Annotated in this window: 25 protein-coding genes; 9 read left to right on the forward strand and 16 right to left on the reverse strand. The window is 70.0% G+C overall.

Going from position 1 to position 26,829, the window contains the following annotated elements; genetic code table 11:
- Positions 1–86 precede the first annotated feature (86 nt).
- On the reverse strand, positions 87–563 hold the full coding sequence (locus OG798_RS25915; RefSeq protein ID WP_179436524.1) for a DUF2000 family protein: 477 nt from the start codon (positions 561–563) through the stop codon (positions 87–89).
- On the opposite strand from OG798_RS25915, the gene OG798_RS25920 reads away from it, so the two are divergent.
- Positions 562–1,362, forward strand: a complete 801-nt coding sequence (locus OG798_RS25920) for a helix-turn-helix domain-containing protein (RefSeq protein ID WP_121415728.1) — start codon at positions 562–564, stop codon at positions 1,360–1,362. The genes OG798_RS25915 and OG798_RS25920 overlap by 2 nt on opposite strands.
- A gap of 6 nt (positions 1,363–1,368) precedes the next feature.
- On the opposite strand, the gene OG798_RS25925 is transcribed toward OG798_RS25920, so the two are convergent.
- The 3 genes from OG798_RS25925 to mshA all read right to left on the reverse strand — a co-directional run bounded on the left by OG798_RS25925 (position 1,369) and on the right by mshA (position 5,072).
- Positions 1,369–3,051: a glycosyl hydrolase family 28-related protein gene (locus OG798_RS25925; protein ID WP_095853929.1), complete on the reverse strand. Its 1,683-nt coding sequence runs from the start codon at positions 3,049–3,051 to the stop codon at positions 1,369–1,371.
- 138 nt (positions 3,052–3,189) lie between these two features.
- On the reverse strand, positions 3,190–3,681 hold the full coding sequence (locus tag OG798_RS25930) for a YbjN domain-containing protein (RefSeq protein ID WP_095853928.1): 492 nt from the start codon (positions 3,679–3,681) through the stop codon (positions 3,190–3,192).
- A gap of 53 nt (positions 3,682–3,734) precedes the next feature.
- Entirely contained in the window at positions 3,735–5,072 is a 1,338-nt protein-coding gene (gene mshA / locus OG798_RS25935; RefSeq protein ID WP_095853927.1) for a D-inositol-3-phosphate glycosyltransferase, read from the reverse strand.
- 267 nt (positions 5,073–5,339) lie between these two features.
- Between mshA and OG798_RS25940 the strand changes: the two genes are divergently transcribed.
- The 3 genes from OG798_RS25940 (at position 5,340) to OG798_RS25950 (ending at position 9,348) form a co-directional block, all read left to right on the forward strand.
- Positions 5,340–6,161 carry a class I SAM-dependent methyltransferase gene (locus OG798_RS25940; RefSeq protein WP_261685927.1) on the forward strand — a complete coding sequence of 274 codons (822 nt, stop codon included), beginning with the start codon at positions 5,340–5,342 and terminating at the stop codon, positions 6,159–6,161.
- 423 nt (positions 6,162–6,584) lie between these two features.
- Positions 6,585–7,667, forward strand: coding sequence for a C40 family peptidase (locus OG798_RS25945; protein ID WP_121415726.1), 1,083 nt, complete (start codon positions 6,585–6,587; stop codon positions 7,665–7,667).
- Between the two features lie 346 nt (positions 7,668–8,013).
- Positions 8,014–9,348, forward strand: a complete 1,335-nt coding sequence (locus tag OG798_RS25950; protein ID WP_097225487.1) for a PP2C family protein-serine/threonine phosphatase — start codon at positions 8,014–8,016, stop codon at positions 9,346–9,348.
- 134 nt (positions 9,349–9,482) lie between these two features.
- Here OG798_RS25950 and OG798_RS25955 read toward each other — a convergent pair whose 3' ends face one another.
- The 4 genes from OG798_RS25955 to rox form a co-directional block, all read right to left on the reverse strand.
- Complete coding sequence (locus tag OG798_RS25955) at positions 9,483–9,818, reverse strand: DUF2516 family protein (RefSeq protein ID WP_075026970.1); 336 nt, start codon at positions 9,816–9,818, stop codon at positions 9,483–9,485.
- Positions 9,819–9,929: 111 nt separating this feature from the next.
- Positions 9,930–10,520, reverse strand: coding sequence for a hypothetical protein (locus OG798_RS25960; RefSeq protein WP_095853923.1), 591 nt, complete (start codon positions 10,518–10,520; stop codon positions 9,930–9,932).
- Positions 10,521–10,619: 99 nt separating this feature from the next.
- A complete protein-coding gene (locus OG798_RS25965; RefSeq protein WP_267062210.1) occupies positions 10,620–11,147 on the reverse strand; it encodes a helix-turn-helix domain-containing protein in 528 nt (175 codons plus the stop codon).
- Positions 11,148–11,259: 112 nt separating this feature from the next.
- Positions 11,260–12,717, reverse strand: coding sequence for a rifampin monooxygenase (rox, locus tag OG798_RS25970; protein WP_328757742.1), 1,458 nt, complete (start codon positions 12,715–12,717; stop codon positions 11,260–11,262).
- 573 nt (positions 12,718–13,290) lie between these two features.
- Here rox and OG798_RS25975 point away from each other — a divergent pair.
- Positions 13,291–14,139, forward strand: coding sequence for a nitroreductase/quinone reductase family protein (locus tag OG798_RS25975; protein ID WP_121415722.1), 849 nt, complete (start codon positions 13,291–13,293; stop codon positions 14,137–14,139).
- Between the two features lie 226 nt (positions 14,140–14,365).
- Here the strand turns inward: OG798_RS25975 and OG798_RS25980 are convergent, their stop codons facing one another.
- Entirely contained in the window at positions 14,366–16,429 is a 2,064-nt protein-coding gene (locus OG798_RS25980) for a HelD family protein (protein WP_328757743.1), read from the reverse strand.
- A gap of 82 nt (positions 16,430–16,511) precedes the next feature.
- Positions 16,512–17,117: a TetR family transcriptional regulator gene (locus OG798_RS25985; RefSeq protein WP_097225482.1), complete on the reverse strand. Its 606-nt coding sequence runs from the start codon at positions 17,115–17,117 to the stop codon at positions 16,512–16,514.
- A gap of 108 nt (positions 17,118–17,225) precedes the next feature.
- Here OG798_RS25985 and OG798_RS25990 point away from each other — a divergent pair, with 108 nt between their 5' ends.
- The gene (locus tag OG798_RS25990; RefSeq protein ID WP_328757744.1) at positions 17,226–18,197 is read left to right on the forward strand and encodes a zinc-binding dehydrogenase; all 972 of its coding nucleotides are present in this window, start codon (positions 17,226–17,228) and stop codon (positions 18,195–18,197) included.
- 46 nt (positions 18,198–18,243) lie between these two features.
- Here the strand turns inward: OG798_RS25990 and OG798_RS25995 are convergent, their stop codons facing one another.
- Both OG798_RS25995 and OG798_RS26000 read right to left on the reverse strand, forming a co-directional pair.
- Positions 18,244–20,481: a phosphotransferase gene (locus OG798_RS25995; RefSeq protein WP_413253557.1), complete on the reverse strand. Its 2,238-nt coding sequence runs from the start codon at positions 20,479–20,481 to the stop codon at positions 18,244–18,246.
- Positions 20,482–20,665: 184 nt separating this feature from the next.
- Positions 20,666–21,571: a GntR family transcriptional regulator gene (locus tag OG798_RS26000; RefSeq protein ID WP_257039297.1), complete on the reverse strand. Its 906-nt coding sequence runs from the start codon at positions 21,569–21,571 to the stop codon at positions 20,666–20,668.
- A 194-nt stretch (positions 21,572–21,765) separates the two neighbouring features.
- Between OG798_RS26000 and OG798_RS26005 the strand changes: the two genes are divergently transcribed.
- Entirely contained in the window at positions 21,766–21,954 is a 189-nt protein-coding gene (locus tag OG798_RS26005) for a hypothetical protein (protein WP_147474186.1), read from the forward strand.
- Between the two features lie 22 nt (positions 21,955–21,976).
- On the opposite strand, the gene OG798_RS26010 is transcribed toward OG798_RS26005, so the two are convergent.
- Both OG798_RS26010 and OG798_RS26015 read right to left on the reverse strand, forming a co-directional pair.
- Positions 21,977–22,765 (reverse strand): HAD family hydrolase, encoded by a 789-nt coding sequence (locus OG798_RS26010; protein WP_328757745.1) that lies wholly within the window; start codon positions 22,763–22,765, stop codon positions 21,977–21,979.
- Complete coding sequence (locus tag OG798_RS26015; RefSeq protein ID WP_095853912.1) at positions 22,714–23,595, reverse strand: GntR family transcriptional regulator; 882 nt, start codon at positions 23,593–23,595, stop codon at positions 22,714–22,716. The genes OG798_RS26010 and OG798_RS26015 overlap by 52 nt, the downstream gene beginning before the upstream one ends.
- Positions 23,596–23,809: 214 nt before the next feature.
- Between OG798_RS26015 and OG798_RS26020 the strand changes: the two genes are divergently transcribed.
- On the forward strand, positions 23,810–23,998 hold the full coding sequence (locus OG798_RS26020; RefSeq protein ID WP_054232404.1) for a hypothetical protein: 189 nt from the start codon (positions 23,810–23,812) through the stop codon (positions 23,996–23,998).
- Between the two features lie 18 nt (positions 23,999–24,016).
- Here OG798_RS26020 and OG798_RS26025 read toward each other — a convergent pair whose 3' ends face one another.
- Positions 24,017–24,937, reverse strand: a complete 921-nt coding sequence (locus OG798_RS26025) for a FadR/GntR family transcriptional regulator (protein WP_095853911.1) — start codon at positions 24,935–24,937, stop codon at positions 24,017–24,019.
- A 170-nt stretch (positions 24,938–25,107) separates the two neighbouring features.
- Here OG798_RS26025 and OG798_RS26030 point away from each other — a divergent pair, with 170 nt between their 5' ends.
- Positions 25,108–25,293, forward strand: coding sequence for a hypothetical protein (locus tag OG798_RS26030; protein WP_054232402.1), 186 nt, complete (start codon positions 25,108–25,110; stop codon positions 25,291–25,293).
- A 229-nt stretch (positions 25,294–25,522) separates the two neighbouring features.
- Here the strand turns inward: OG798_RS26030 and OG798_RS26035 are convergent, their stop codons facing one another.
- Positions 25,523–26,815 carry a GNAT family N-acetyltransferase gene (locus OG798_RS26035; protein WP_121415717.1) on the reverse strand — a complete coding sequence of 431 codons (1,293 nt, stop codon included), beginning with the start codon at positions 26,813–26,815 and terminating at the stop codon, positions 25,523–25,525.
- Positions 26,816–26,829 lie beyond the last annotated feature (14 nt).

Raw genomic sequence — 26,829 nt, forward strand, 5'->3', positions numbered from 1 at the left:
TACAGGGAGGTGCGGCACGGGAGGCCTACGGAGTCGACGGCCGTCTGTACATCAAGAGCTCCCCCGGAAAAACGCCCCGGCTGACCTCACGGATGCATCCGCGCCCCCTTCACCACCTTGTCCACCGCGTTCCGAGGCCCGTACACGGCCAGCCCCACCACATCCAGTCCAGCCGTGGCGACAGCCCGCACCGCCGCCCGGTTGTCCCGGTCGTTGCCGGTGCTGAAGAGATCCGACGTGAAGACGGCCCGGGGCAGCGCACGGCTGAGCGCCCTGCCGTGTGCCGCCACAAGGACCTCCTTCGTCCCCTCGAAGACCAGCACGGGCTGCCGGAACATCGGCAGATACGGCACCCCGTCCGCGTCCTCGTACGGCTCCCCGATCACCTCGGGGACCTGTGTGCCCAGGCCGCTGACCAGGAAGGATGTGACGTTCAGACGTTGCCAGGGCTCAAGGTCGTCCCGCAGCAGGACGACGATCTTCGTGTCGAAGCGGATCGGTTCGCTGTTCATACGTCGAGACTGCCGACCGCCGTACGGCGCCGTCTTGTACGTTCTTTGCATGGTCGCTCAGCCGGAGGTCTCCGCCTGGCGCTCGCGCGTTCCGGGTGTCGTGGAGGTCTTCCACGCCCACTTCACCGAGTACGCCTATCCGATGCACGTGCACGAGGCCTGGACGCTGCTCATCGTCGACGACGGGGCCGTACGGTACGACCTCGACCGGCACGAGCACGGCACCCCGCACGACACGGTGTCCCTGCTGCCGCCGCACGTCCCGCACAACGGCTCCCCGGTCACCGCGCACGGCTTCCGCAAGCGCGTCGTCTATCTCGACGGCACGCATCTGGGCGAGGATCTCATCGGGTCCGCGGTGGACGGGCCCGACCTGCGTGACCCCGTGCTGCGACTGCGCGTCGGCCAGTTGCACACCGCGCTCGGTCACCCCGGTGACGAACTGGAGGCCGAGAGCAGACTGACGCTCATCGCCGAGCGGCTGCGCACGCATCTACGGCCCAGCACTCCCGCCGCCACCCCGCGCGACTCCCCCAGTCTCGCCCGCACCCTGCGCGAACTCCTCGACGGACACCTCACCCAGGGCATCGGCCTCGACGAGGCCGCGCGGCTCGTGCACGCGCATCCCGCCCATCTGGTACGGGCGTTCAGCGGCGCCTACGGCATCGCACCCCACCAGTACCTGATGTCCCGCCGTGTCGAACGGGCCCGCCGTCTCCTCCTCGAGGGCCGGCCGCCGGGCGAGGTGGCGTCGGCGACCGGCTTCTACGACCAGTCCCATCTCACCCGGCACTTCAAGAAGTTCGTCGGGGTGACTCCGGGGCGCTACGCACGCTCGAGGCCGGCGTGACCCCCGTCAGAGGTCCCGCTGGGCCTCGTACAGATTGCGCGGGCGTACGACGTCCGTGGTCCCGTACAGCTCCAGGCGGGAGTGCAGGTCTCCGGTGAAGTCGGGGACGTCGATCTGGTCGAACTCGGTCACCTCGTTGAGGCCGACGGTGGCGGAGTAGGGCGCCAGACCGTCGATCTTCATCAGCCCCGCACGGCCGTTCGTGACACGTACGTTCCAGTGGGTGAAGCGTGCGCCGAAGAGCGGACCGGCGCTCGCGTCGCCGCCGTGCCGGCCGTTGTTGTCGACGGTGATGTCGGTGCGGACGTTGGCGAAGGGCAGGCCCCGGTGGGAATCGAAGGTGCCCATCCGCAGGTCGCCGCGCGACCAGACGTTGTAGGAGGAGAGGCCTTCCACGTTGATGCCGTGGAGCTGGGTGTTCGGCGGGGCCGGGACCGTGCGCTGTTCGATGGTGAAGTCCTCGACGAGGTTGTCGTGCGAGCCCTCGCGGCAGAAGTACGGGTGGTGCGAGCCACGACCCGCCACACGGGTGCGGCGCAGGGTGCAGGCGGAGGCGGCGACGAATCCGAAGCCGTTGTCGACGTGGCGGACCGTCACGTCGTCGACCCAGCAGTCGTACGCGCACTGGAGGACGACCCCGTTGTAGCCCTTGTCGAGGAGATGCGGGGACTGCGGCGTCTCGACGGCCTCCAGGGTGAGGCCTTCGACGCCGGAGCCGGTCAGCGGCTCGACGTGGGTGGTCAGACGCGGGTCCCACTCGGGGCGTACGTCGAGGGGCAGCGGGCGCTCCAGGGTGACCTTTCTGCCCCGCACCCGCGTGATGCGTACGGGCCACTCGTAGGGGACGTAACTCGTGAGCTTGGTCTTGTCGTCCCAGTAGTACGCCTCAGGACCCGGACCGCCGCCCGCCATGTGCTCCAGGAGGGTGTGGTCGGCGTCGTCGGCGAGCCGCAGGAGGACGAGCCGGCCCGGCTTCAGCGGGCGGGGGTCGGCGACCGTCACCGACCAGGAGCCGCGGGTGGCGGGGGCGACGGTCGTCAGGGTCTCCCACTCGTCGCGCTTGTTGCCGGTCCAGCCCTCGAAGGGCCAGGCCTTGTCCTTGATGGCGGCGACGAGGGAGTCCCAACGGGCCGTGGGCGCGAGCCAGATGAGGCCGCCCGCCCAGGACCAGGACGACTTGTCGCCGCCGTAGCGCGAGCCGTAGACGCCGATCAGCTCGGTGAGGTTCCTGGTCGCGTACAGCTTCGTACGGTCGCTTCCGGCGCCGCGCAGCACGACGTTCGAGTGGCCGATGCGGATGAGGTCGTCGATGCGGAAGGTGCCGGGCGGGATGAGTACCGTGCCACCGCCGGCCCTCCCGGCAGCGGCGATGGCACGGTTGATCGCGGGCGCGCAGTCCGTGGTGCCGTCCGCCACGGCGCCGTAGGCGCGGACGTCGGCCACGACGGGGTGGCGGGGGAAGCGCGCCGACCCGCCCCGGTGGCCGGCCCTGCCGACGTACGGGATCTGCGGATGGGTGAAGGGGGTGCGGGTGAACTCGCGCCAGATGGTGGGGACTCGACCTGGGTCGTGGGGGCGTGCGACAGCGGTCGCGGCCGTCGCCGGTCCGCCGGTCACCGTGGCGGCCGCCACGGCCACGGCGCTGCCGAGCAAGCCCCGTCTGGTGATGCTCACGTACTCCTTGCTCATACCCGCCCGCCTTCCGTCGCATTCCATGGATATCCATGGATGTGAATGACGTTCAGATCCGCGTCGGCGGTGAGCATGCCACTGAGACCCCCGGCCCGGAAGGGGTCATGCACTACTTAGTTGGACTGGACCTGGAATTCAGCCAGCGGGACGCTGAGTCAGGTGGGTGAACGCATCCAGATTGCGGGTCGATTCGCCGCGGGACACCCGCCAGGCGTACTCCTTGCGGATCGCGGAGGCGAAACCGAGCTCAAGGAGAGTGTTGAAAGCGCCGTCGGCGGCCTCCAGGACCGAGCCGAGCAGCCGGTCGACCTCGTCCGGCGTGACCGCGACGAGCGGCAGTTTGCCGACCAGATACACGTCCCCCAGGGGGTCGACCGCGTAACTCACGCCATAGAGCTTGAGATTGCGCTCCAGGAGCCAGCGGTGGACGCCTTCCTGGTTCTCGTCGGGGTGGCGGATCACGAAGGCGTTCAGCGACAGGGAGTGCTTGCCTACGATCAGCGACACGGTCGTCGAGAGCTTGCGGGTGCCGGGCAGTTTCACGACGTACGAGCCCGCCTTGGGGCTCTCCCACTCCAGCTCGGCCTCGGTGAGGACCTGCTCGATGATCGACGCTGCGTCAGCCATGGAGGGAGCGTACGTCAGGCGTCCGGCGGACCGGCCCTCGGGCGGTGCGCGCGTCAGCCCTGGTGGGCGCGCACCTTGCGGCGGTGGGCCTGTACCGCCGCCGTGTACACGTCCGCCGTGGCGGCGGCCGCGGTGTCCCAGCCGAAGCGCTGCGCGTGCCGGGCGGCGGCCTCGCCCATCCGGGCCGACAGCGCCTGGTCGTCGGCGAAATCGCGCAGCACGCGCGCGTAGGCGACGGGATCGTGCCCAGGGATCAGGAATCCGGTCTCCTGGTGGCGCACGGCGACGGGCAGCCCGCCGACCTCGGCCGCCAGGACCGGCGTGCCGGCCGCCTGCGCCTCGATGGCGACCAGCCCGAAGGACTCGCTGTAGGAGGGCATGACCAGCACCGACGCGGCCCGGAACCAGTCCGCGAGCTGCTCCTGGTCGACGGGCGGCCTGAAGCGCACGACATCGGCGATCCCGAGCCGGGCGGCGAGCTTCTGCAGCCCCTCGGGCTTGGCGAGACCGGTACCGCTGGGGCCGCCCACCACGGGGACGACGATGTTGCCGCGCAGTTCGGGGCGCTCGTCCAGGAGGACGGCGACCGCGCGCAGCAGCACGTCGGGGGCCTTCAGGGGCTGTATGCGGCCCGCGAAGAGCGGGATCAGCGCGTCCTGCGGGAGCCCGAGGCGGGCGCGGGCGGCGGCGCGGCCGTCGGCCGGGCGGAAGCGGTCGAGGTTGACGCCCGGGTGGACGACGGCCACCTTGCCAGGCTCGGCCTCGTAGTGGCGGGCGAGCTCGTCGGCCTCTTCGGAGGTGTTGGCGATGAGGCGGTCGGCGGCGCGCACGATCTGGGTCTCGCCGATGACACGGGCGGCGGGCTCGGGGGTGTCGCCCTCGGCGAGCGCGGCGTTCTTGACCTTGGCCATGGTGTGCATCGCGTGCACCAGGGGCGCGCCCCAGCGTTCGGCGGCGAGCCAGCCGACGTGGCCGGAGAGCCAGTAGTGCGAGTGCACGAGGTCGTAGTAACCGGGGCGGTGCCCGGCCCAGGCCTGCATGACGCCGTGCGTGAAGGCGCACAGCTGGGCGGGCAGGTCCTCCTTGGCGAGGCCCTCGTACGGGCCCGCGTCGACGTGCCGGACGAGGACGCCGGGGGCCAGTTCGACGGTCGGCGGGAGGGCGGCCGTGGTGGCCCGGGTGAAGATCTCGACCTCGATGTTGATCGCGGCGAGGCGCTGGGCGAGCTCCACGATGTAGACGTTCATGCCGCCGGCGTCGCCGGTGCCGGGCTGGTGCAGCGGAGAGGTGTGGACGGAGAGCATCGCGACGCGACGGGGCCTTCGGTGCAGCCTGAGCCGTGAGGGCGTCGCCGGGGAGCGTCGCCCGAGCCTGCTGACGTACTGGCTCACGTGGCGTTCCTCCTTGCTGCGGGCATGCCGGTCGGAGGACGCACGGCACCCTCCAAAGAGCGCCAACGCCGGAGCGGTCCGCTCCATTTCCCTTCCGCGTTCCCTCCCGCACCCCTTTGCCGAATCATTACCGAGAGTCGCTCAACCGTTCGAGGGCGTGTTGCGTGCGCGGCCCTCTTCCCTTCTTTTCCACAGGTCGACGGTGGGCTGCCGGAGGTTATCCACAGGCCCGCACGGGCTTCCTCCCGGCCGCCTACTCTCGTACGCATGACAACCCGCGCCGCGTCCCGCCCCGTGGGTACGGTGACGCGCGGGACCACCAACCCCAACCGACTGCGCCGCATGGACCGCTGGATCGCGGCCACCCACGGCGCCGAGCTGCACAGAAGCGCCGACCCGGTGGCGGTCGACCTCGGATACGGGGCGGCTCCCTGGACCGCGGTCGAGCTGCTGACCCGCCTGCGCGCGGCCGCCCCCCGCACCCGCGTGGTGGGCGTGGAGATCGAGCCGGCGAGGGTCGCGGCGGCCCGGCCGTACGAGCGCGAGGGACTCGTCTTCCGGCACGGCGGCTTCGAGGTCCCGGTGCAGGGCAGCCCCTCGCTCATCCGCGCGGCGAACGTGCTGCGCCAGTACGACGAGGAGCAGGTCGCCGAGGTCTGGCAGCGTCTGTGCGCACGCCTCGCACCGGCGGGCCCCGGCTCCCGGGGCGGGCTGCTCGTCGAGGGCACCTGCGACGAGATCGGCCGTCGGCACGTCTGGGTCGCCCTGGGCCCCGAGGGCCCGCGCACGGTCACCTTCGCCACCCGCCTGGGCTCCCTGGACCGCCCGTCCGACCTCGCCGAGCGCCTGCCCAAGGCGCTGATCCACCGCAACATCCCGGGCGAGCCCGTGCACGCGTTCCTCCGCGACTTCGACCGCGCCTGGGCCGCGGCCGCGCCGTACGCCTCGTACGGCGCGCGGCAGCGCTGGATACGCACGGTCGGCGACCTGACGGCGGACTGGCCGGTGACGGACGGAATATCCCGCTGGCGCCAGGGCGAAGTCACGGTGCGCTGGGAGGCGTTGGCACCCCGCGGGGCCTTCGCGTAAACGCGGAGCGCGGGGTGTGGGACGCGGGTCGTGAGGGTGCCGGACAGGCGTGCGACGTCTGGATGACGCGCGGGCGTCAAGCGCCGCACAGACACGGGACACCCGGGCGAGGCACGGGCGTTGAAGGCTGGGGTGCGGCGAACCGGGACGCACGGGCGTGCGAGGCCGGAGTGTCGCGCGGACGGTGGACGCCGGGGGTCGCGCGGGCGTGCTTGGTCGGTGGAGGGGTGGCCACCGCATGCCCGTGAGCTGCATGGAACGAACTGCGTGACTGGCTCGTCACACAGGCGGGGAGATCGTTTTACGGAGGCGGGCCGGGGGGATGGGAGTTCTTGCCCACCTCTGTCGCATTGCGCGCCGACATGGCACGATCCCCCAGGCGTCCGTAAGTTACTGACGGTAAATCAGTTTGGGGGCGGAGCAATGGGATCCGGCAAGCGGAGCCTGACCACGGCGGCCATGGTTCTGGCCTGCGCCTGCGCGGTGCTTTCGGCACCGGGTGTGGCGTACGCGAGCCCGACACCAGCGCCCACGCGCACACCGACGCCGACTCCGACAACCTCGCCGGCCGGCAAGGACCTCGAGGCGATCCGCAAGAAGCTGGACGCTCTCTACCACGACGCGGCGGTCGCCACGGACGCGTACAACGCCGCCGAGGAGCAGGCCAAGCAGCAGTCGGCCGAGATCGTCGACCTGGCCCGCGAGATCGTCAAGGGCCAGGACAAGCTGGACGAGTTGAAGGACCGCGCGGGCGCCGCGGCCCGGGCGCAGTACCGGGGCGGCGGTCTGCCGCCCGAGATGCGGCTGTGGCTGAGCGACAACCCCCAGCAGTACCTGGACGGCGCGGGGCGGGTGCTCCAGGGCGAGCACGCGACCAAGGGCCTGCTCGCCGAGATGACCCGCACGCAGCAGGACTTGGAGCAGTACGCGAAGGACGCCTCCGCTCAGTGGCAGAAGCTGGAGGCCAACCGCCAGGCCAAGGCCACGGCGCAGAAGGAGATCAAGAAGCAGATCGCCGCCGCCGAGAAGCTGGAGTCCCAGCTCCAGAAGAAGGAGAAGGAGCGGCTGGCGAAGCTCGAGGAGGAGGCCGCGTACAAGGCGCAGACGGCCTGGCTGAGTTCCGGCGTCCTCGCCGAGATCAGCGGCAAGGCGTCCGAGCAGGGCAAGAAGGCGGTGAAGTTCGCCACCGACCAGATCGGCAAGCCGTACGAGTGGGGCGCCGAGGGCCCGGGCTCGTACGACTGCTCGGGGCTGACCTCACAGGCCTGGGCCGCCGCCGGCCACGGCATTCCGCGCACCTCGCAGGAGCAGTGGAGACAGCTTCCCCATGTCGACGTCAAGGACATGCGCCCCGGCGACCTGATCATCTACTTCGACGACGCCAGCCATGTCGCGATGTACATCGGCGACGGCGCGATCGTGCACGCGCCGCGCCCGGGCCGGACGGTGACGATCACGGGGGCCGGGTCCATGCCGATACTGGGGATCGTACGACCGGACGCGTGACGGGGCGGGGAGCAGGGAGCCGGGGCGGATCGGGCCGACCGAGCAACTCGGGCGGCCAAACCGCCATCAACCCCGAAAAAGCGCTCTGCTCCGCGTGATGCACCGCACGTGACTCACCCCACGGTTGTACAGACCCCTCAATCTCGCGGACGTGACGTTCGTCATTCCGGGCACAACCGCATCCTGTCCAAGTGCGGTACAGGATGCGGCATATGACGGTGGCCGCCTGCCGGACGCCATGACGCACACCATTCCGTTGCGGCGTCCGCTACCGCTATGGTCCCCGTCGGTGGGTCGAGGACCTTCGCCCCACCACGCCCTCGGGGGGAGGGAAGGAACCCACAAGATGCCCGTACCCATACCGCGGCAGAGAGCGATCCCGGCCGCGGAGAGCGGTCAGGCTCAAGGCGCGTTCTCACCCGGCGGCCCATCCGGAGAAGCGACCGGCGGCCCGGCCGGGGCAGTACCGGCGCCCCAAGCCGCCACGACCCCGGTCGACAGCACCACCAATCTGACCCTGCTGGTCATCGAGGACGACCCGGCGGGTTCGCTCAGCGTGCCCGAGATGCTCGACGCGGCCGGCAAGCCGATCCGCATCCGCACCGCCCGCAACCTCACCGAGGCCGAGCGGCTGCTCACCGACGACGTCCACTGCATCCTGCTCGACCTCGCGCTGCCCGCCCCCGGCCGGGCGGCCACCCAGAGCGACGACGAGCTGACCACGCTCAAGCACGTGCTGCGGCTCGCGCCCCGGCACGCCGTGCTCGCGCTCACCGCCTCCGGTGACGCCGAGCGCGGTGCGGAGGCGGTGCGCGTCGGCGCCCAGGACTATCTGTTCCGCGACGAGCTGGACGGGCGGCTGCTGAGCCGCGCGATCCGGTACGCGGTGGAGCGGAAACGTTCCGACAAGGCCGAGCGCCGACTCACCGAGTCCAGGCTGCGCGCCCAGGAGAACGCCCGCCTGGAGCGCGGTCTGCTGCCGACCCCTCTCCTGGAGGGCTCCTCGCTCCGCTTCGCCGCGCGCTACCGCCCGGGGCGCTCCCGCGCCCTGCTCGGCGGCGACTTCTACGACACGGTCCGTACTCCCGACGGCACGGTGCACGCCATGATCGGCGACGTCTGCGGGCACGGGCCCGACGAGGCCGCGCTCGGCGTGGAGCTGCGCATCGCCTGGCGGGCGCTGACGTTCGCGGGCCTGTGCGGCGACGAACTCCTGTCCACCCTCCAGCAGGTCCTGGAGCACGAGCGCGAGAACGACGAGATCTTCGCGACGCTGTGCACCGTGGACATCGCGCCGGACGGGCGCCGCGCCGGGCTCTGCCTGGCGGGCCATCCGTCCCCGCTGATCTCCCGCCCCGGCCGGCCCGCCGAGCTACTGCCGTACGAGAACGGCGGCCCGGCGCTCGGCCTGCTGCCCGGTGCCCGCTGGCCGCGCCGGCAGGTGGAGCTGGGCGGCGAGTGGAGTCTGATGCTCTACACCGACGGCCTGATCGAGGGTCACATCGGCGAGGGCAAGGAGCGGCTGGGCCAGGACGGCATGGTGGACCTGGTCCGCCGCCGGCTCGCCGAGGGCCTGGCGGGCGAGGAGCTGCTGCGGGCGACGGTGAACGAGGTCAGGGACCTCAACGGCGGAGAACTGACGGACGACGTGGCGGTGCTCCTGCTGGACCGGACGCCGTGACCGCCGTAGGACTGTGTGACGGTCACGCCGTGACCGCCGTACGAGCGCGTGACGGTCGGGCCTGGCCGACGGCCCGGCCCGCGTAGCCCGCAGGACCGACCGCCGGTGGTCGACTTGAACGTGACCGCCGGTGGTCAGCGGCCTCCGTTGTAGGGGCCGTACGGGCCGTCGCTGCTGCTTCCGCCGCGGCCCCGGCCACCGCCGGAGACCTGCCGGAGCGCGGGGCGCACGTCCACGAAGAAGACGATCGTGGCGACCAGCCCCGCGATCTGCAGGAAGATGATCGGGACCAGCAGGTTCACGGCCACCGTGATGCCCAGGATGATCAGCCAGAACATCTTGTTCTGCTTGTCGGCCGCGCGGTACGCGTCTTCGCGAGCCACCGCTGCCATCACCAGTGCCACCACGGCGAGCACCAGCATGGCAAGGAAGATCAGCGACAAGAAGCCGCCGAATGCCGTCAACAGCACTATGCCCACCGCCCGAGTCGATTCATCTCTACGGCCACCGTACCCGCAGAACGGGCCGGGAACTCTGAGAGTGCCCGGCCCGTCGTCATGGGACAGGAGTCCCGTCGTCTGCTACTTCACGGGCGGCGTCGTCTTCTTGGTGGTGATCTTGCGGGCCGGGGCCTTCTTCGCCACGGGCTTCTTGGCCGGAGCGGGCACGGAGGCGGTCGCGGCCGGCTTCTCCTCGGACCTGACCTCGACCGGCTCGGCCTTCGGCTCGACGGCGATGGCCAGTTCCTCGATCTCCTCGGCGGCCTCGCCACGCCAGGTCTTCACGGTCTGCTCGCCGTGCTCGGCGACCTTCTCGTACGTCTCCTTGGCCTTCACGGCGTACTCGGCGGCTACGCCGACACCGCGCAGGGCGAGGTCCTGAGCGGACTCACCGAGCTTCTTCAGGTCGGTGTCGAGGGTGCTGATGAACTCCGTCACCTTGGCCTGGATGGTCTCCTGCGCTTCCTTCGCGCGGGTGGCGGCCTTCTCCTGGACGGTGTTCGCGTCGATGTTCTTCACGGTCTCGATCCGCGCCGGGGCCTCGGCGCGGATCTGCTCCACGAGGCCGGGGACCTTCTTCGCCTGCTGGACGGCCAGGTCGGCGGTGCCGGCCAGGAAGTACAGCGGGGTGGGGTCCGTGGCGGCCTTGCGGATGTCGTCGGTGATGGCCATGGTGATGGTCCTCCGGTCGCTTTCAGCTGAGGGTTTTGGTGTTCCGCGGCGAGACCGGCAGGCCCACGTGGGGGCCGGCGGTGCTGCACGTCGTCGTCGTCAACTGGCGGTCTGCTGCGGGTCGGCATCGCTGCCGTCGGCCGTGCGGGGGCCCCGGACGGCGGTGTCCGGCGCTTGCTGGGTGCCCGATATGTGCTCTGCCATGCCCTGTGCCTCGTCCTGCCCCATGTCCTGGGTCACGTTCTGGGCCATGCCCTGGGCCAGGTCCGGCGTGATCTCGAATCCGTTCTCCTTGCGGAAGGACTCGTAGACCTGGAGCAGCACCTGCTTCTGCCGCTCGTTCAGCGTGGGATCGGCGAGGATGACGGCACGTGTCTCCACCTCGTCCCGGTCCCGCTCGGCGTCGAGGATGCCGGCACGCACGTACAGCGTCTCGGCGGAGATCCGCAGCGCCTTCGCGACCTGCTGCAACACCTCCGCGCTCGGCTTGCGCAGCCCGCGCTCGATCTGGCTCAGATACGGGTTGGACACCCCGGCGGCGTCGGCGAGCTGCCGCAGCGACAGCTGCGCGTTGCGCCGCTGCTCGCGCAGGTACTCACCGAGATTGCCGACGTTGAGTGATGCCATGTCTCCACCTTGCCGCACCTCCGCTAACAATTGCAAGCACCCGCTTGCAAAAGTGCGCTGCGCCACGAAAGGGGTGCCCGTGCGCTGCGCCACGAAGGAGGTGCCCGCGCGCTCAGCCGGCGGCGGCGCCGAACCACTTGGGCAGCCGGCCGACCAGATCCCGCTGGTCTTCACCGACCCACGCCACATGGCCGTCCGGCCGCAGCAGCACCGCGGGCGCGTCCAGTTCCTCGCTGACGTCGACGACGTGGTCGACCCGGTCCGCCCAGCCCGCCACCGAGAGCCGGCCCGTCTGGTCGAGCAGCAGCCCGCGGCCGCCGTGCATCAGCTCATAAAGGCGCCCCCGCTTCAGCCCCACGTCCCGCATCCGCCGGCCGAGCAGTTCATGGCCCTCGCCGAAGTCGTAGCGGACCCCGACCGCGGTGATCATCCCGGTCACGTACCGGTTCACCTCCTCGAAGTCCATCAGCTTCGACAACAGCTCCCGCAGCGCGGTCGCACCCGGATCGGTCCCCAGCAGCGTGATCTGCGCGCGGGTGTTGTCCAGCACGCGGGCGCCCACCGGGTGCCGTTCGGCGTGGTAGCTGTCGAGGAGCCCCTCAGGTGCCCAGCCGTTGACCTCGGCGGCCAGCTTCCAGCCGAGGTTGAACGCGTCCTGCACGCCGAGGTTGAGCCCCTGCCCGCCGGTCGGCGGGTGGATGTGCGCCGCGTCGCCGGCCAGCAGCACCCTGCCGACCCGGTAGCGCTCGGCCTGCCGGGTGGCGTCGCCGAACCGGGACAGCCGGCGCGGCGAGTGCACGCCGAAGTCGGTGCCCGCGACGGCCCGCAGCCGCTGTGTGAACTCCTCGAAGGTCGGCGCGGTCGTGCGGTCCTCGGACACGCCCTCGGCGGGCACGATGACGCGGTACGTCCCGTCCCCGTTGGGGATGGTGCCGAACCGCAGGTGGGTCTTGCGGACTTCCTCGACGACGGCGGCGACCGTCGCCTGATCCTCGGTCATCTCCATGTCGCCCAGTAGCGTCTCGACCTTGGCGGGCTCACCGGGGAAAGCGACGCCGAGCTCCTTGCGCACCACACTGCGGCCGCCGTCGCACCCGACGAGGTAGCGCGAGCGCAGGTGCGTGCCGTCCGCCAGCTCGACGGTCACCCCGGCCCCAGACCCGGCCCCGGACCCGGACCCGTCGTCGGATTGACTCAGCCCGACCACTTCGCAGCCGCGCCGGATCTCGGCGCCGAGTTCGACGGCACGCTCGTTGAGCAGCCGCTCGGTGGCCGGCTGCAGGGTGGAGAGACCGTACGGGTGAGCCGTGTCCAACCTGTCCGGCCACGGCTTGAGGATGCCGCCGAAGAAGCCGCCGACCTGGAACTTCTCACTGACCGCGAGGAACCGGTCCAGCAGACCGCGCTGATCCATCATCTCGACGCTGCGCGTGTGCAGGCCGCGCCCGCGGGACTCCTTGGTCGGCTCGGTCAACTTGTCCAGTACGACCACGTGCACGCCGTGCAGCCGCAACTCGCCGGCCAGCATCAAGCCGGTCGGTCCGCCGCCGACCACGATCACGTCAATCATCAAAAGCCCATCCGACGAGATTGGATTTCGGCCGACCGCACCGCGGGTCCCACCGGCGTCCGCCGTTTCCGCAGGTACTGGCCTTGGCCGGCCATTCTGCGGCACGCCCCGGGCCTTGCCGCAAGCCCCCCTGTGCGCTATACGTTGAGAGTGGAAAGGAGCGGGCAGCCCCCTTCGGTTACCCCCCTTCGAGAACCCCCCTTCGGGCATCCCCTTTGGACAGCCCCCTTTCCGTAGCCGTCGACCGCGGCCAGGCTTTCAGCAGATCTCCCTCGCTTCTGCATTTCCCGCGATACGGGATTGCCTCGACGCGCGTACGGCATTACCGTTGCGCCCATGACTGCCGGGTCGGCCTTGTGCCGTGAGCGAGTTGGTTGCCCGGCCTCCGAGTGAGGCCGAGGCGGGGTAGAGCCCCGCCCACCCCGACCACCCTCTTCTTCGCATCACCTCTTCACCTCACCGCGCGTCCACTTCTTCCGGAATTCCGCGCGCTCTCCCGCACCCCCTTACCGCGCCGCGCCCCAAAACGCCCCGCGGCAATTCACCCTGCCCGAAAACAAAAGAAAGCGACGCATGCCCAACCCCTTCAATCAGAAAGTCATCGAAGAGTTCCGCGCCCGCCACGGGAAAGTCGGCGGATATTTCGAGGGAGCCCGGCTCCTTCTGCTCACCACCACCGGCGCCCGCACCGGAACCCCGCACACCACCCCCGTCGGCTACTACCCCGACGACGGCGACCGCGTCATCGTCATCGCCTCCGCCGGGGGCGCGCACCGGCACCCGGACTGGTACCGCAACCTCGTCGCCCATCCGCGCGCGCGGGTCGAGAGCGGCGTCTTCACCTACGACGCCGAGGCCGTCGTCCTCGAGGGCGCCGAGCGCGACCGGCTCTTCGCCCGCGCGGTGGAGGCCGACCAGGGATGGGCGGAGTACCAGGCGAAGACGGACCGGGTGATCCCCGTCGTCGCGCTCCGCGAGATCCCGCGGGACGGCCCACCGCAGGTCAACGCGGGCTCGACGGGCGAGGCGCTGAGGGTCATCCACGACGCCTTCCGGCGCGAACTGGCTCTCATCCGCGAGGAGTTCGCCGCCTCGGGCAGTTCCCTCGGCGCCCAGCTCCGGGTCAACTGCCTCTCCCTCTGCCGGGGCCTGCACCGGCACCACACCGGCGAGGACCTCGGTCTCTTCCGTGCCCTCGCCGACGGCAACCCCGGCCTCACCCCGGTCCTGGACCGGCTGCGCGTCGAGCACGAGCGGATCGCGGAGCTGATCGAGGAGTTGCGCCGGGTGGTCGGCGAGCGGCCCGCGGACCCGACCCGCGTACTCCCCGAGGTGGTGCGTCTGACGCAGGAGCTGGAAGCCCATCTCGCCTACGAGGAGGAACAGCTGATCCCGGCCCTGGAGGCAGTGACCACCCCCTGACCCGCTCCTGAAGTCGGCCGACCTCCGCCGAGTGGCGCGGGCGGTGACCGGACCCCCGTACGCCTACCGTGGTCCGGTCACCGCCCCGAGGAGCACCCCACGTGATCGCGATGCTGCGCCTGGACGTCACGTCCGAGGCACCCGCGGGTCGTCCACGTCTCCAGCGAGGTCGCGTCCCTCACGTCCACCGGATCCGCGGCCGGACCTGGCCCCGGTAGCCGCCGGGTCACCAGGGCAGGGGCCGCGCGTGTACGACCTCCAGCCGCGACACGGCCCGGGTGAGCACCACGTACAGCCGGTGCAGGCCCCGAGCCTCCGCCTCGGCGACGGCCGCCGGTTCGACGGCCACCACATGGTCGTACTCGAGCCCCTTGGCGAGGGTGGCGGGCACCACCGCGACGCGTGCGCCCAGTTCCTCGGGCCCCGCGGCCTCGACCCCGGCGGCGCGCAGCACCTCGCGCACCCGCCCGATGTCCGGGTCGGCCGCGATGACGCCGATGGACCCCTCGTGCGCGAGCGCGCCGCGCACCGCGTCGACGGTGGCGGGCAGTACGTCCCGTGCGTCGGGAACCGCGCGGACCGTCAACTCCCCGTCGCGGCGCAGTGACCGAGCCGGCGGTACGCGCACGTCGAGTCGTGCCAGCAGCCGGTTGGCGAGCCCGACGACGGCTTCCGGCACCCGGAACCCGATCGTCAGCGGCACCACGGCCGCATCCGGCTTCCCGAGATGCCCGAGCAGCTCGCCCCACTCCCGGGCCGCCCAGGGCGTCGTGCCCTGGGCGAGATCCCCGAGCACCGTGAGCGACCCGAAGGGGGCCCGGCGCGCGATCGCCCGGCACTCCATCGGTGACAGGTCCTGCGCCTCGTCGACGACCACGTGGCCGTAGCCTTCAGGGTGTTCGACCAGCCCGGCGACCTCGTCGAGAAGGACGAGGTCGGCGGCCGACCACCGGGCCGACTTGTACGAGCGGGGCGGCTTCGCCCACAGGATCGCCTTCTGTTCGTCGGCGTCCAGCAGCCCGTCCGCCGCGTCGGCCAGCGCCTCGGCGTCGGTGAGGAGCCGGGCGAGGACCTCCTCGGGCCGCATCCGGGGCCAGACCGCGTCGACGTAGGCGCCGACCGGCCGGGACCCGGAGACCTTCCGCGCCCAGGCGTTCGTCTGGGGTCCGGCGCGCCATTCGGCCTGTTCCCGCAGACGCCGCACGGCCCGCGTCCGTACCCGCTCACGCCCGATGGCGTACGGGGGTTCTTCCGCCCGTACGCCGTCCACGATGCGGTTCAGTTCCTCGGCCGACACCCGCCACCGGTACGAACCGTCCGGCACGACGAGCGGGTCGGCGTACGTGCCGATGTTCCCGTACAGGGCCCGGCGCAGGACCTCCGCCATCCGTGCGTCGTGTTTGACGGCGGCGGCGCGCTCGTCGTCGCGCGCCGTGACGGGGTGACGGGCGATCTCGTCCCCGAGCGTCGACTGCCGTACGCCGCTCTCGCCGAGGGCGGGCAGCACCTCGGCGATGTACGCGAGGAAGGTGGGGTTGGGGCCGAGGATCAGCAGTCCACCGCGGCGGATGCGCTGGGGGTGGGTGTAGAGGAGGTACGCGGCCCGGTGCAGGCCGACGGCCGTCTTGCCGGTGCCGGGGGCGCCCTGTACGCACACGGACGTGGCGAGGTCTCCGCGGACGAGGTGGTCCTGCTCGGGTTGGATGGTCGCGGCGATGTCCCTCATGGGGCCGACACGGGGGCGTTCGATCTCCCCCGTGAGAATGCGGCTCTCCGGAGCCGAGGTGCCTTCATGGCCCCGATCCGGTCGGCTCCCTCCGATGTGTTCGTCCTCCAGGCCGGTGAGGTCCGCCGAGTCCCCCTTGCTCCCCGGCGCCCAGCCGAAGCGCCGGCGCACGGCCACGCCCTGGGGGTCGTGGGCACTCGCCTGGTAGAAGGCGCGTGAGACGGGGGCGCGCCAGTCGACGACGAGGGGTGGGGCGGCGGGGTGTTCGGTGATGCGCAGGCGGCCGATGTGGTAGCTCTGCCCGGCGTGTTCACCACCGCCGGGGCCGAAGTCCAGCTTGCCGAAGAACAGCGGGCCTTCGGGCAGTTCGCGCAGATCCCTGGCCTGGCCGCGCAGCTGCCGGCCGAGCACCTCGGCGTCGGCACCGGAGGCGGAGACGTCCTCGCCGGTGACGACCTGCTCCTCGGCGCCGTCGACCATCGCGGCGAGGCCGGCCCGGCAGGCGTCGTGGTGGGCGCGTTCATGGGTGAGGGAGCGGGCGAGGGCGGGGTCGGTTGACGTCACTCGGCCAAGGATAGCGAATAACGTTACCGAGTAACATTCTTTACTTAGTAGCCCTCTTTGCCCGGTCGCTCATCCCATGGAGCTACGCATAGCGCGGAAGACCGGCCGCCAGCTGCGCGAACGCCTCCTCGGCCGCGGCGACCGCGTCGGGCCGCACCTGCTCGACAGCCTCACCGTCGGCGATCCGCCGCCAGTTCTCCAGGGCGAGGACGCGCTGTACGGCGATGATCTGTCCGGCGGCGAGCCGGGCGCCGAGGTCGCCGCCGAGCGCCCCGGCGAGCGCGGCTTCGGACCGCTCCAGGTAGCGGAACATCCCGGCGGCCAGGGAGGGCGTCCCGTAGAGGAGACGGTGATAGGCCAGGACCTGCGGAGCGTCGTTGAGGCCGGTGACGGGGTCGCGGCGCTCCAGCCCGTCGAGGAAGTGCCGGCGCAGCGCCGTCAACGGGGACGGCCCGCCTGCGGCCACGCGCGCGGGTTCGTCCTCGTGATCGGCGAACCGGTGCAGGACCAGGTCCTCCTTGGTCGGGAAGTACCGGAAGAGCGTCGGCTTGGAGATCTCGGCGGCGGCGGCCACCTCCGCGACGGACACGGCGTCGAACCCCTTCTCCAGGAAGAGTCCGATCGCGATATCGGAGACAGCCTGGTACATCCGCTGCTTCTTGCGCTCGCGCAGTCCGATCTCACCCATGCCCCGAGCCTACGCACGCCCTGGCACCGCCTTGACCTCAACCGAGGTTCAGGTCGAAGACTGTCCGGCGTTCGGTGACACCTTCTCTTCGGCTTTGAGGAGCATGCGATGCGAGCAGTGCAGGCGAAGGAGTTCGGCGGGCCCGAGGTCCTCGTCCCCGTGGAGCTTCCCGATCCGGTTCCGGGGCCGGGCGAGGTCGTGATCGACGTGGCGTACGTGGACACGATCTTCGTGGAGACGCAGGTGCGGGCGGGGTGGGGGCGGGAATGGTTCCAGGTGGCTCCGCCGTACGTCCCCGGGGGCGGCGTGTCCGGTGTCGTCGGCGCCCTGGGTGCGGGCGTTCCCGCCGAGTGGCTGGGGCGCCGGGTCACGTCCTATGTCACGGGCGGCTATGCGGAGCGGGCCGTGGCGGCGGTGTCGGCGCTGACGGTGGTACCCGACGGCCTGGACCTGCGCGACGCGGCGGCCCTGGTGCACGACGGCGTCACCGCGGGCGGCCTGCTCGACCTGACCGCCGTGGGCCCCGGCGACCGCGTACTGATCCTCGGCGCCTCGGGCGGCATGGGCACGCTGCTCGTCCAACTGGCCCACGGGCGTGAGGCGCGGGTGGTCGCAGTGGCCCGCGGGGACGCCAAACTCGCCCTGGTACGGGACCTCGGGGCGGACGACGTGGTGGACGCCACCCGGGACGATTGGGTGTCCGCCGCCCGCAAGGCGCTCGGCGGGGCCGTCGAGGGGGCGGACATCGTCCTGGACGGTGTGGGCGGCGGCCTGGGGGCCTCGGCCCTGCCCCTGACGGTCGACGGCGGCCGGTTCTCCGCCCACGGGGCGGCGTCGGGCGGCTTCTCTCCCCTCGACACGGAGGAGGCCACCCGCCGGAGGATCAAGGTCTTCGGCATCGCCGACGTCCAGTTCAACCCCACCGACCTGCGCCGCTTCACCTCCGACGCCTACGCCGAGGCCGCGGCGCGGCGGCTGCGGCCGGTGATCGGGGAGGTGTTCCCACTGGAACGGGCGGCTCAGGCCCATGCGGCCATTGAGGGGCGGGGGTTGGTGGGGAAGGTGGTATTGGAGGTGTGAGAGAACGTCGTATCGGGGCCGCCGACCGCCCGCAGCCGACGACAGATCAGGCGTCCGCGAAGTGCTCGGCTGTTCGTTGGCCCCCGTGGTCTCCCCGTGGCAGCGCGCGGGCAAGATAGGGATTCGCGGTCGATTTGTCCGGGAGTCCCAGCGCGGCCGTGGCGCCGGCCAGGGTCATCGCGTAGGCGTCCACCGCACGGCGGACGTTGGGGGCGTCCAGACTGTCGCCGGTCACGAGGCGGTCGAGGTCCACGTAGGCCGAGCGGACGACTTCCATCCACCGGTAGACACGCCAGTCCTCACGCCAGCCCTTCGTGCAGTCCTCGGGCAGCAGACGGGCCCAGCGGGAGAAGAGGCGCTCACGGATCTCCGGACGCGTGGGGGTGAGGTGTATGTGGCGGACCAGGTCGTACAGCGGGTCACCGACCATCGCCATCTCCCAGTCGATGAGGGTCAGACCGCCACTCTCACGGCGCACGAGGTTCCAGGGGTTGAGATCGCCGTGCAGGAGCACGGGGCGGCGCGGGACCAGGGTGTGGCGACCGAGGATCTCACCGAGACGGCCTCCGTTGGGGAGTCCCAGTTCTCGCATCAGATCTCGGGTCGCCGGGGGGAGCTCGGTCACCATGCGGACCAGTTCGCCTTGAAGCTCCCGGTAGAAATTCAACCGCGCCGCTTCCGGATCCAGCGTCTCGTAGGCGACGAGGGTCAGCGCCGCGAGCTGATCCACGAGATCGTCCGCCTCGTGCGGCCGGAGCCCGTCGGTGGGGTGGTCCGGTGGGCGGAACCCGTCCGCCGGACCTTCGTAGGACTGGATGGTGAACTGCTCCCGCAGGCCGCTGGTACCCAGGGCCAGCACGCGCGGGGCGCGTACGGAAACGTTTGACCGCTCGATGGCGCCCAGAACGGCATGCTCGTTGAGGAACCGGCGCTCCCGGGCGTTCGCCGTGCCGATCTTCCGGCGAACCATGACGGGAAGGGGGTATCCCGGCACCCGTACCGCCGTATTGAGATGGGCCGTTCCCTTGAACACACGTTCCGCGGATGCGGCCCCCTCCTCGAAGAGGGCCCTGCTCACGACGGGCGCGGGAAACCGTGGATGCGGCTGGACCCGGTCGTCGGGTTCCCAGACGATCTGTGAGATCGGACCGTTCGGGTGATCTCGGCTCGCGTGGGACTCGTTCCACCGGAAGAGAATGCGCTCGATCTCGGCTGCATCCGGCACGCTCGCGAGCCGCAGCGGTTCCTCGGCCAGCCTCAGGGCCCGGTGCACCTCCTGCGTCGCCGCTTCGAGTTCCCGCTGGTCGAAGGAGCCACGAAGCGACGTGGCGGCTCTCATCACATCCGGGTAGACGGACTGGGCGCGCTCGAAGGCCAGGTAGTGCTTCAGGTCCCGGTCCAGACCGTGTACGGCCTTGGGCCGCCGTCGGCCCATGACCTCACGCCATGCCTCGACCACCTCGGGCCACTGGTGGTCGGGGTACTTCATGCGCACGAGGTGCGTCGCGAGGTCGTGCAGCGGATCGCCGTAGCTGGCCAGCTCCCAGTCGACGCAGATCAGGGGCGGGTCACCGTCGTACGACACGATGACGTTGTCCCGGTGCAGGTCCGTGTGGAGCAGGCTGAAGGGGCGGCTGATGAGCGCCGGCACGCGTTCCGCGAACCGCACCATCGCGTCCTCGGGGATGCCCAGCATCGCGAACAGCCCGCCGAAATCGTCCCAGTTGCGTCGGCGGATCTGTTCATCGGCCGCTGATGCCAACGCCCGCAGAAAGCCTCTGCTGTCCCTGCTGGAGCGTGGCCAGGACGCCGGCAGCGGAGGGAGATGCTGCCTGCGAACCTGCGTCATGTCCGCGAGAAGATCCACCAGCGCGAGGATCAGGCTGGAGTCCACCGGCTTGCCGTTGGGGCAGATGCGCGACAGCGGCACGCCCTCGACATAGCTGAGGATGGTCACGTCACCGCGCTTGACCAGGCACCGCGGAACGTGCGGCAGCACGCGCCAGATCGTGTTGAGGATCTCCGCCTCGTCCTGCCAGGTTCTGATGACCACGGGCACGACCGAGGCAATACGTTCCCGCACGGTCACCGGCGCACGGTCGTCGCACGCCACGAGACGGGAGTCGTTCTCCGTGAAGGGACGCACCATGTAGTTCCGGTTGTGGTGACCGCGGCCGAACGACCCGAATGCCCTGGCGTAGCGCACGAAGTCCTCGTACGCCGTGTCCGCCGCACTTTCCAGAGCCGGCGGGCCGGACAGGCCGGGCAGCGACGGAACACCCACGGTCACTCCTGAATAACTGTGCATAATCGCCGATGTTCATGCATAGCGATGAGGGTGAGCACACCCTAGTGCCCGCCCAGAAGTCCGGCTGAGTCCTCCAGGAAATCGGTGCCTACTTGAGAAAGAGTTGTACCTCCTGGAAACACGGAGTTGCTGGAGGCCCGGTCGACTCCTCCGCGTCATCTCAGGACGTCTCCGCGAGGAGATGCCAGCAGGAGTCGAACCAGGCCTGCATGCTCTCCATGAACACAGACCCGGAGGAGTCCGGATCGCCCTCGTCGTTGACGTGACGGGTCAGGGTCGACCCGAGACCGAGGACATCCGTGGCTTCGACCTCCACGCCGTCGTCCAGCAGGATGGGCCGCTCCACCACCTGATACGGACCGAACAGCGCCTCGACGCCCGGGCGCAGATACAGCTTGAACGCCGGTGTCAGTGGTACATGCCGGATCTCCACCCGCACGGAGGGCACCAGACCCTCCGTCTGCAGATCGCGCAGAGCGGCACACAACGAAATCGTATGCCGCAGGGTGATGGCACGGAGCCGGTCCTGCAACCGGCCCGATTGGTCGGGTTCCGGCTGCGCGGGCTGGTCCTCACCCGACTTCTTCCTACGCGGATAGGGAAGGTCCAGCGACTCCGAGGGCAGCAGTATGCGCAGCTCGATGCGCTCGGGGGCGATCTCCTTGAGCCGGATGTGCTCGGCCTGGAGTCGGATATGGGCGTCCAGGGACTCCGAGGTGAGGGTGAACACGTCCAGTCGTACGGTCGGCTGGGCGAAGGCCCGTGCGACGAAGGTGCCCAGAGTCGCGCGCACCCGGGGCACTTCCTGCTTCGGGTTGCCCAGGTGGGTCGGGCTCTTCACGACCCGCGATCCGCTGCCCTGACGGGACTTGATCCAGCCTTCGTTGTTCAGCTCTCGCAGTACACGCTGCACGGTGTCGCGGGAGACCCCGAGTTCCTCGGCGAGCTCACGCTGCGCGGGCAAGTGGGAGTCGATCGCGTACGTGCCGTCGGCGATACGGGTTCGCAGCGTCTCCAGGATGCGCTGGAACTCCGTACCGCCTCCCTCGCCGCGTTCTCCGCTCACACCGCGACCGTACCTCGCCCGCCCCATGGGCAAACCCGCCTCCCGGCACGTGAGTGACCGGATTGGAAGGTTGGCAGGGCTGGAAGTTGACTGGCCGTTAAGGGATCAAGCGGACAGGGCACATCCAATTCGAGGTAACCAGTCCAATTGGACGACTAGTTGACGGATCCGCTGGAGTGGACGGGGTGGGATACGTGATCTTCTTTCAACTGGTGTGCGTGGGAATCGAGTTCAGCGTGACGCAGCTCGTGCGGATGGAGCTCGGGCTGGTGGGTCTGGTTCTGCTGACCCTCCTTCTGGTGGGGGTCCGAGCGGGACACCCACGCCTGGCCTGGTGGTCGGCGGCCCTCTTCTTCCTGCTGACCCTTCAGATCCAGACCTGACGTCTCCAGGGCTGCCGACGATTCACGCCTGCCCCCGAAGCACCCTCAGCACCGGCTCCAGTGAGCCCACCACGTCCTCGGCGCCCGCTTCGCGCAGGAGCTTCTCCTTGTAGGCGGTGTGGGCGTAGCCGAGGAAGGGGACGCCGGCCCGGCGGGCGGCCTCGTAGTCCGAGGGGGCGTCGCCGATCATCAGGGCGGCGGCGGGGGCCGCGCCCAGGCCGTTCAGGGCGCGGTTGAGGCAGTGCGGGTCCGGCTTGAGGTGGTGCAGGTCCTGGCCCCGGCCGTAGATGTTGGGGGCGAAGCAGTTGGTGAGATCCCGGCTCGCGAGGTAACCGGTGGCCGTGCGGGCCGAGTTGTTGGTCGCGATGGCCAGCCGTGCGCCGACGGCGCTCCAGGTCCGGATCAGCGGGTCCGCGTACGCGGTGGGCCAGGCGGACGGCACCGCCTTGAGTTCCTGCTGGGTGAGACGTTCCTCCAGCTCGCTCACCAGATCGCTGTGCGGATGGCGGCGGTGGACGGCGTAGAGGACGACCATCGGGTCCGGGTGGACCTGTTCCTCCTCGGTGAGCAGCCCCCGCAGCCCCTGCCGCTCCAGCCACTCCACCAGGTCCTTCGCCACGTCCTCCGCGGAGTGCCCCGCGAACAGCCGACAGATCGGCCCGTCGAAGTCGAAGAGCACAAAGCGAGCGCGTTCGATCACTTCCCGCAAGTTCTCGGTCTCTGCTGCCACAGGTTCAGTCTGCGCCGTATCAGAAGTCACTAGGAGAGTGTCAGGTCCGTGGTGATGGTTTCCCAGAGGGCGTCGAACCACTTCTGGGATTGGTCCACGAACGCGGCGTCCCGCTGACCGGTCCGCTTCTCGAAGGAGAAGAGGAGGGAGTCCGAGCCGAGGGCGTCGTACATGTCCAGCGTCACGTCGGCCATCTCCTCCTCGCGCCGGGTGACCATGTAGTAGGCGATCAAAGCCTCGGCGCCGTTGAGCAGGTACAGCTTGATGGGCGGGGTGAAGGGCAGGGCCCGGAACGCCACGCGTACGTCGATGCCGTGCGAGGAGCGCAGGGCGCGCAGGTTGTGCTGGAGGACGTGGACCTGGGCGTTGCGCTGGGCGAGCCAGCGTTCGTGGACCGGGTCGTCGTCACCGCGGCCGTCGACGGGGACCGGGAAGGCGAGGTTGATGTCCCGGGACGGGAGCAGGATACGGACGTCGATCGAATCCGGACGGATGCGGCCCTCGTGGATCAGCCGGACCGGTTCGCCGAGCGCCAGCATCAGGGTCTCGGCGGTCAGGCAGGCCGCGTCGACCCGGACGTGCGGCGCGGAGAACGCGTCCGCCAGCCGGGGAGCCAGTCCGACCATCGTCGTCTGCGGCTCGCCGCGGTCCGAGGCCGGCGGCTCCGCGATCCGCGGGGGGCTGCCCTTGCTGACGTTGCTCAGCAGTCCGTCGTCCTGAAGCGCGCGCAGGGCCTGCCGGACGGTGCCCCGCTCGACACCGAACTCCTCTGCCAACTCGGCCTGAGTTGGCAGGCGGTCACCCGCCTTGAGGTCACCGGCTCGGATCCGATCCCGCAGGACGTCGGCGATCTCCTGGGGCGAGAGCCTTCTGCTGCCGTTCACTGCAACGTTCTCCTGGGTCACGACCAAACGCTACAACTCTCATCCATCTACGGGGAGTTGTTTGAAAGTTGTTTATGACTAGTAGCCAAGTGGGGACAACTTAATCAGAGTTGGTCACCAACTTGGCCAAGTTGGCGGAAGTTTTGCCTCCCCCACCCGAGTCCGTCACCGACTCACCCGGTCTCACCCTCGCACACCCCAGAGGAACCACCACGCCACAGTAGAAACAGGAGAACCGCCCATGCCCGCCATAGCCCTTCTCTCCGCCCTCTTCGTCGTCGGCTTCGACCAGTTCGTGCAGTGGCAGTACGGCACGACAGGCGTCATCGGCCTGCTGCTCCTCACCATCGGAATCAAGGCCAAGAGCCCCACCTGCAGCTCCATCGGCGCGGTCGTCCTCGCCCTGATGGTCGCGGGTCCTGCCCTGTGACGTGCAGAGGAGAGTCGGTCAGCTCGAGAGCATCAGCTTCGAGCTGATGGTCTCCCACAGCGCGTTGAACCAGAGGTGGGACTGCTCCACGAACGTGGTGTCCCGCAGCCCGGTCCCCTGCGCGAAGGGGAACAGCATGGACTGGGTGCCCTGGACGTCGTACATCTCCAGGTACTCGTGGTCCACTTCCTCCTCGCGCCTGGTCAGCGTGTAGTAGGCGAAGAGTGCCTCGACCCCGTTGAGCAGGTACAACTTCACCGGCGGGGTGAAGGGAAGCGCGCGGAAGGTGACGTTGACGTCGATGCCGTGCGTGGCGCGCAGGGCGAGCAGGTTGTGGCGCAGCACCTGGCCCTGGGCGTTGCGGTTGGTCAGCCAGCTGCGCTGGAGCCGGCCGGCCGTCGAGGCGTCCACCGGTGCGTCCACCGGCGCGGGAAAGGCGAGGTCGATGTCACTGCTGGGAAGCAGCACGCGGACGTCCACCCTGGCCGGTTTTATTCGGCCCGCGTGAATTTGCCGGAGGGGTTCGCCCATGGCAAGGGTGAGCGAGATCGACGTCAGGCACAGCGCGTCGATCTCCACGTGCGGCGCTTCGAAGGCGGCCGTGATCCGGCCGCCGAGTGCCACCGTGGTGGGTTGCGGTGAGGCTTCCGGGCCGGTCAGAGCCCGTCCCAGGGTGTCGGCGACGGTCGCCGGGCTCCCTTTGGACACGTTGACGAGCAGATGTTCCGACTGCAGGATGCGCAGCGCCTGCCGGACCGCCCCGCGTTCGACACCGAACTCGACGGCCAGCTTGGCCTGCGTGGGCATGCGCTGCCCCGGCCTCAGCTGGCCGGACCTGATCCGGCTACGCAGCTCGTCGGCCACCTCACGGTGTGACCTCTGTGGCCGTGGTGACCTGTTCCGTCCATTGACGGAGGCGTGTTCCGGTTCCACGACCAAACACTACAACTTCGCGCCATCTTTGGGCAGTTGCGGGATAGGTGGTTATGAGTCGACCCAACGCGGAGATAAGTATGAGTGAGTTGGTTGCCAACTTACGCAACATGGTCACACTTCCCGAGGGTTGGCCGCCAGAGTCGTCCTCCCCAGGATCTCAAGGAGGGAACGTCATGCCGCTCATCGCCCTCGCCGTCGCCGCCCTCGCCATCGGATTCGAGCAACTCATCCAGTGGAAGTACGGGCCGCTGGGCATCATCGCGTTCGTCGCGCTGTCTGTCGGCCTCAAGGCCAAGAACACCACCATCAGCGGCATCGGAGCCGTCCTGCTCGTGATGCTGCTCGCCCAGTCCGGCTGATCGGACGCCACCGTCCGGCAGTCCGGCTGACCGGGCTCCCCTCCGGAGGGGAGCCGGGAGCTCGGTCAGTCCGTACCACGCACCACCGCACCATCGAAGAACCACACAACCGCACCACCGCACGGCTACGGATGCAGTGCACCACCACTCACCGACAAAACCGGAAGGAGCACCACACCAGCCTTTCAGGCCGCACCATTCGGAATCGGAATCGGAATCAGCATCGGAATCAGAAGATGTCCGGGCACCACGGTCGCCTGGACGTGCGGAGCAGGGCGTCGGCGACGACGGCGGCGCCCTCTCGTTCTTCACACACCCGCCCGAGCGCGGCGAGCCGCACCGCCGACTCGTTGCCCAGCCACAGGGCCGCCAACTCACCCACGTTCAGGGTGAGATCGGCGGTCATCGTGGTCGGTGCGCAGGTCGCCCCGTCGGGTCCGGCCTCCAAGCGGTAGCGCCCGGCGGACAGTCCGTCCCCGTCGGTGACGTCCAGGACCAAGGTCGCGGACCCCTCGTACGTACGCGCCTCCAGGGCCCGTACGACGTCCAGGATCCGCACCCACAGCCAGTCCGCCTGGGTCGTGATGCGGGCGGCGCGCGGATCGGGCAGGAAGTGCGGGAGCAGGTCGTCGGGAGCCCGCCAGCCGGTCTTGACGTGGGCGATCCAGTCGATCGAGCAGAGGTACCGCCACAGGGCGCGTTCGGCCGCCGGGGTCACCGTGATCAGCCAGTTCACTTCCGCCGTGTTCAGCGGTTGCTTGACGTCGCCCCAGTTGTCGTCCGACTCGTACGAGACCAGGCCCTCGACCTCGCCGGTCGCCGAGCGGTACACGGCGTAGAAGGGCTCCTTCCAGGGATCGCCGCTCAGACTCAGTACGCCGGTGTTGATCTGCCACCAGTGCTCGTCGCGGCTGACCGCGCCCGGCTGGGTGCGACGGAGGCGGTCGTGCAGGTCCGGGCCGAGCTTGCGTACGTCCTCGCCGTCCACCAGGTCGATACGGGCGCCGTCGGTCGGCCCGGACCAGCGGGGGTCCAGGCCCGACCTGGAGACGTCGATGGTCCACTCGGTGGCGGTGGTGGCCTGGCCGAAGCCGTACCGCCCGTAGATCGGGTACTCCGCGGCGATGAGGGTGGCGACCACGTCGCCGCGGTCCTTCGCCGCGGTGAGGTCGGTGGCCATCATGCGGGTGAGGAGGCCGCGTCGGCGGTGGGTGGGGGCGACGGAGACGTTGGTGATGGCGTCGGCGGGGACGGGGGTGCCGCCGACGGTGGTGAGCTGCTGCGGGAACGATCGGAAGGTGGCGACGATGGGGGTCCCCCCGCTCGAGCGAAGTCGAGAGTGGGGGAGGTCGGTGTCGAATGCGCCGAGGGTCCGCTCGAGGAGGATGCGCGAACCGCGGTTGGTGATCTCCTCGTCCGATACGGCCGGGGAGCGTAGGAACCCCGTGTTCAGCGCGCGGATCCAGGCCGGGATCTCGGTCTCTGTGATCGTTCGTACGTCGATTTCTTCGCGACGGCTCATGGGGGCACGCTAGG

The organism is Streptomyces sp. NBC_00271 (assembly GCF_036178845.1).
Classification (GTDB): Bacteria; Actinomycetota; Actinomycetes; order Streptomycetales; family Streptomycetaceae; genus Streptomyces.

What these genes read in the sequence shown, in the direction of transcription:
- OG798_RS25920 (WP_121415728.1), top strand. Translation starts at nt 562, where the DNA reads ATGGTCGCTCAGCCGGAGGTCTCCGCCTGGCGCTCGCGCGTTCCGGGT.
- OG798_RS25915 (WP_179436524.1), bottom strand. Translation starts at nt 563, where the DNA reads ATGCAAAGAACGTACAAGACGGCGCCGTACGGCGGTCGGCAGTCTCGA.
- OG798_RS25925 (WP_095853929.1), bottom strand. Translation starts at nt 3,051, where the DNA reads ATGAGCAAGGAGTACGTGAGCATCACCAGACGGGGCTTGCTCGGCAGC.
- OG798_RS25930 (WP_095853928.1), bottom strand. Translation starts at nt 3,681, where the DNA reads ATGGCTGACGCAGCGTCGATCATCGAGCAGGTCCTCACCGAGGCCGAG.
- OG798_RS25940 (WP_261685927.1), top strand. Translation starts at nt 5,340, where the DNA reads ATGACAACCCGCGCCGCGTCCCGCCCCGTGGGTACGGTGACGCGCGGG.
- OG798_RS25945 (WP_121415726.1), top strand. Translation starts at nt 6,585, where the DNA reads ATGGGATCCGGCAAGCGGAGCCTGACCACGGCGGCCATGGTTCTGGCC.
- OG798_RS25950 (WP_097225487.1), top strand. Translation starts at nt 8,014, where the DNA reads ATGCCCGTACCCATACCGCGGCAGAGAGCGATCCCGGCCGCGGAGAGC.
- OG798_RS25960 (WP_095853923.1), bottom strand. Translation starts at nt 10,520, where the DNA reads ATGGCCATCACCGACGACATCCGCAAGGCCGCCACGGACCCCACCCCG.
- OG798_RS25965 (WP_267062210.1), bottom strand. Translation starts at nt 11,147, where the DNA reads ATGGCATCACTCAACGTCGGCAATCTCGGTGAGTACCTGCGCGAGCAG.
- rox (WP_328757742.1), bottom strand. Translation starts at nt 12,717, where the DNA reads ATGATTGACGTGATCGTGGTCGGCGGCGGACCGACCGGCTTGATGCTG.
- OG798_RS25975 (WP_121415722.1), top strand. Translation starts at nt 13,291, where the DNA reads ATGCCCAACCCCTTCAATCAGAAAGTCATCGAAGAGTTCCGCGCCCGC.
- OG798_RS25985 (WP_097225482.1), bottom strand. Translation starts at nt 17,117, where the DNA reads ATGGGTGAGATCGGACTGCGCGAGCGCAAGAAGCAGCGGATGTACCAG.
- OG798_RS25990 (WP_328757744.1), top strand. Translation starts at nt 17,226, where the DNA reads ATGCGAGCAGTGCAGGCGAAGGAGTTCGGCGGGCCCGAGGTCCTCGTC.
- OG798_RS26020 (WP_054232404.1), top strand. Translation starts at nt 23,810, where the DNA reads ATGCCCGCCATAGCCCTTCTCTCCGCCCTCTTCGTCGTCGGCTTCGAC.
- OG798_RS26030 (WP_054232402.1), top strand. Translation starts at nt 25,108, where the DNA reads ATGCCGCTCATCGCCCTCGCCGTCGCCGCCCTCGCCATCGGATTCGAG.
- OG798_RS26035 (WP_121415717.1), bottom strand. Translation starts at nt 26,815, where the DNA reads ATGAGCCGTCGCGAAGAAATCGACGTACGAACGATCACAGAGACCGAG.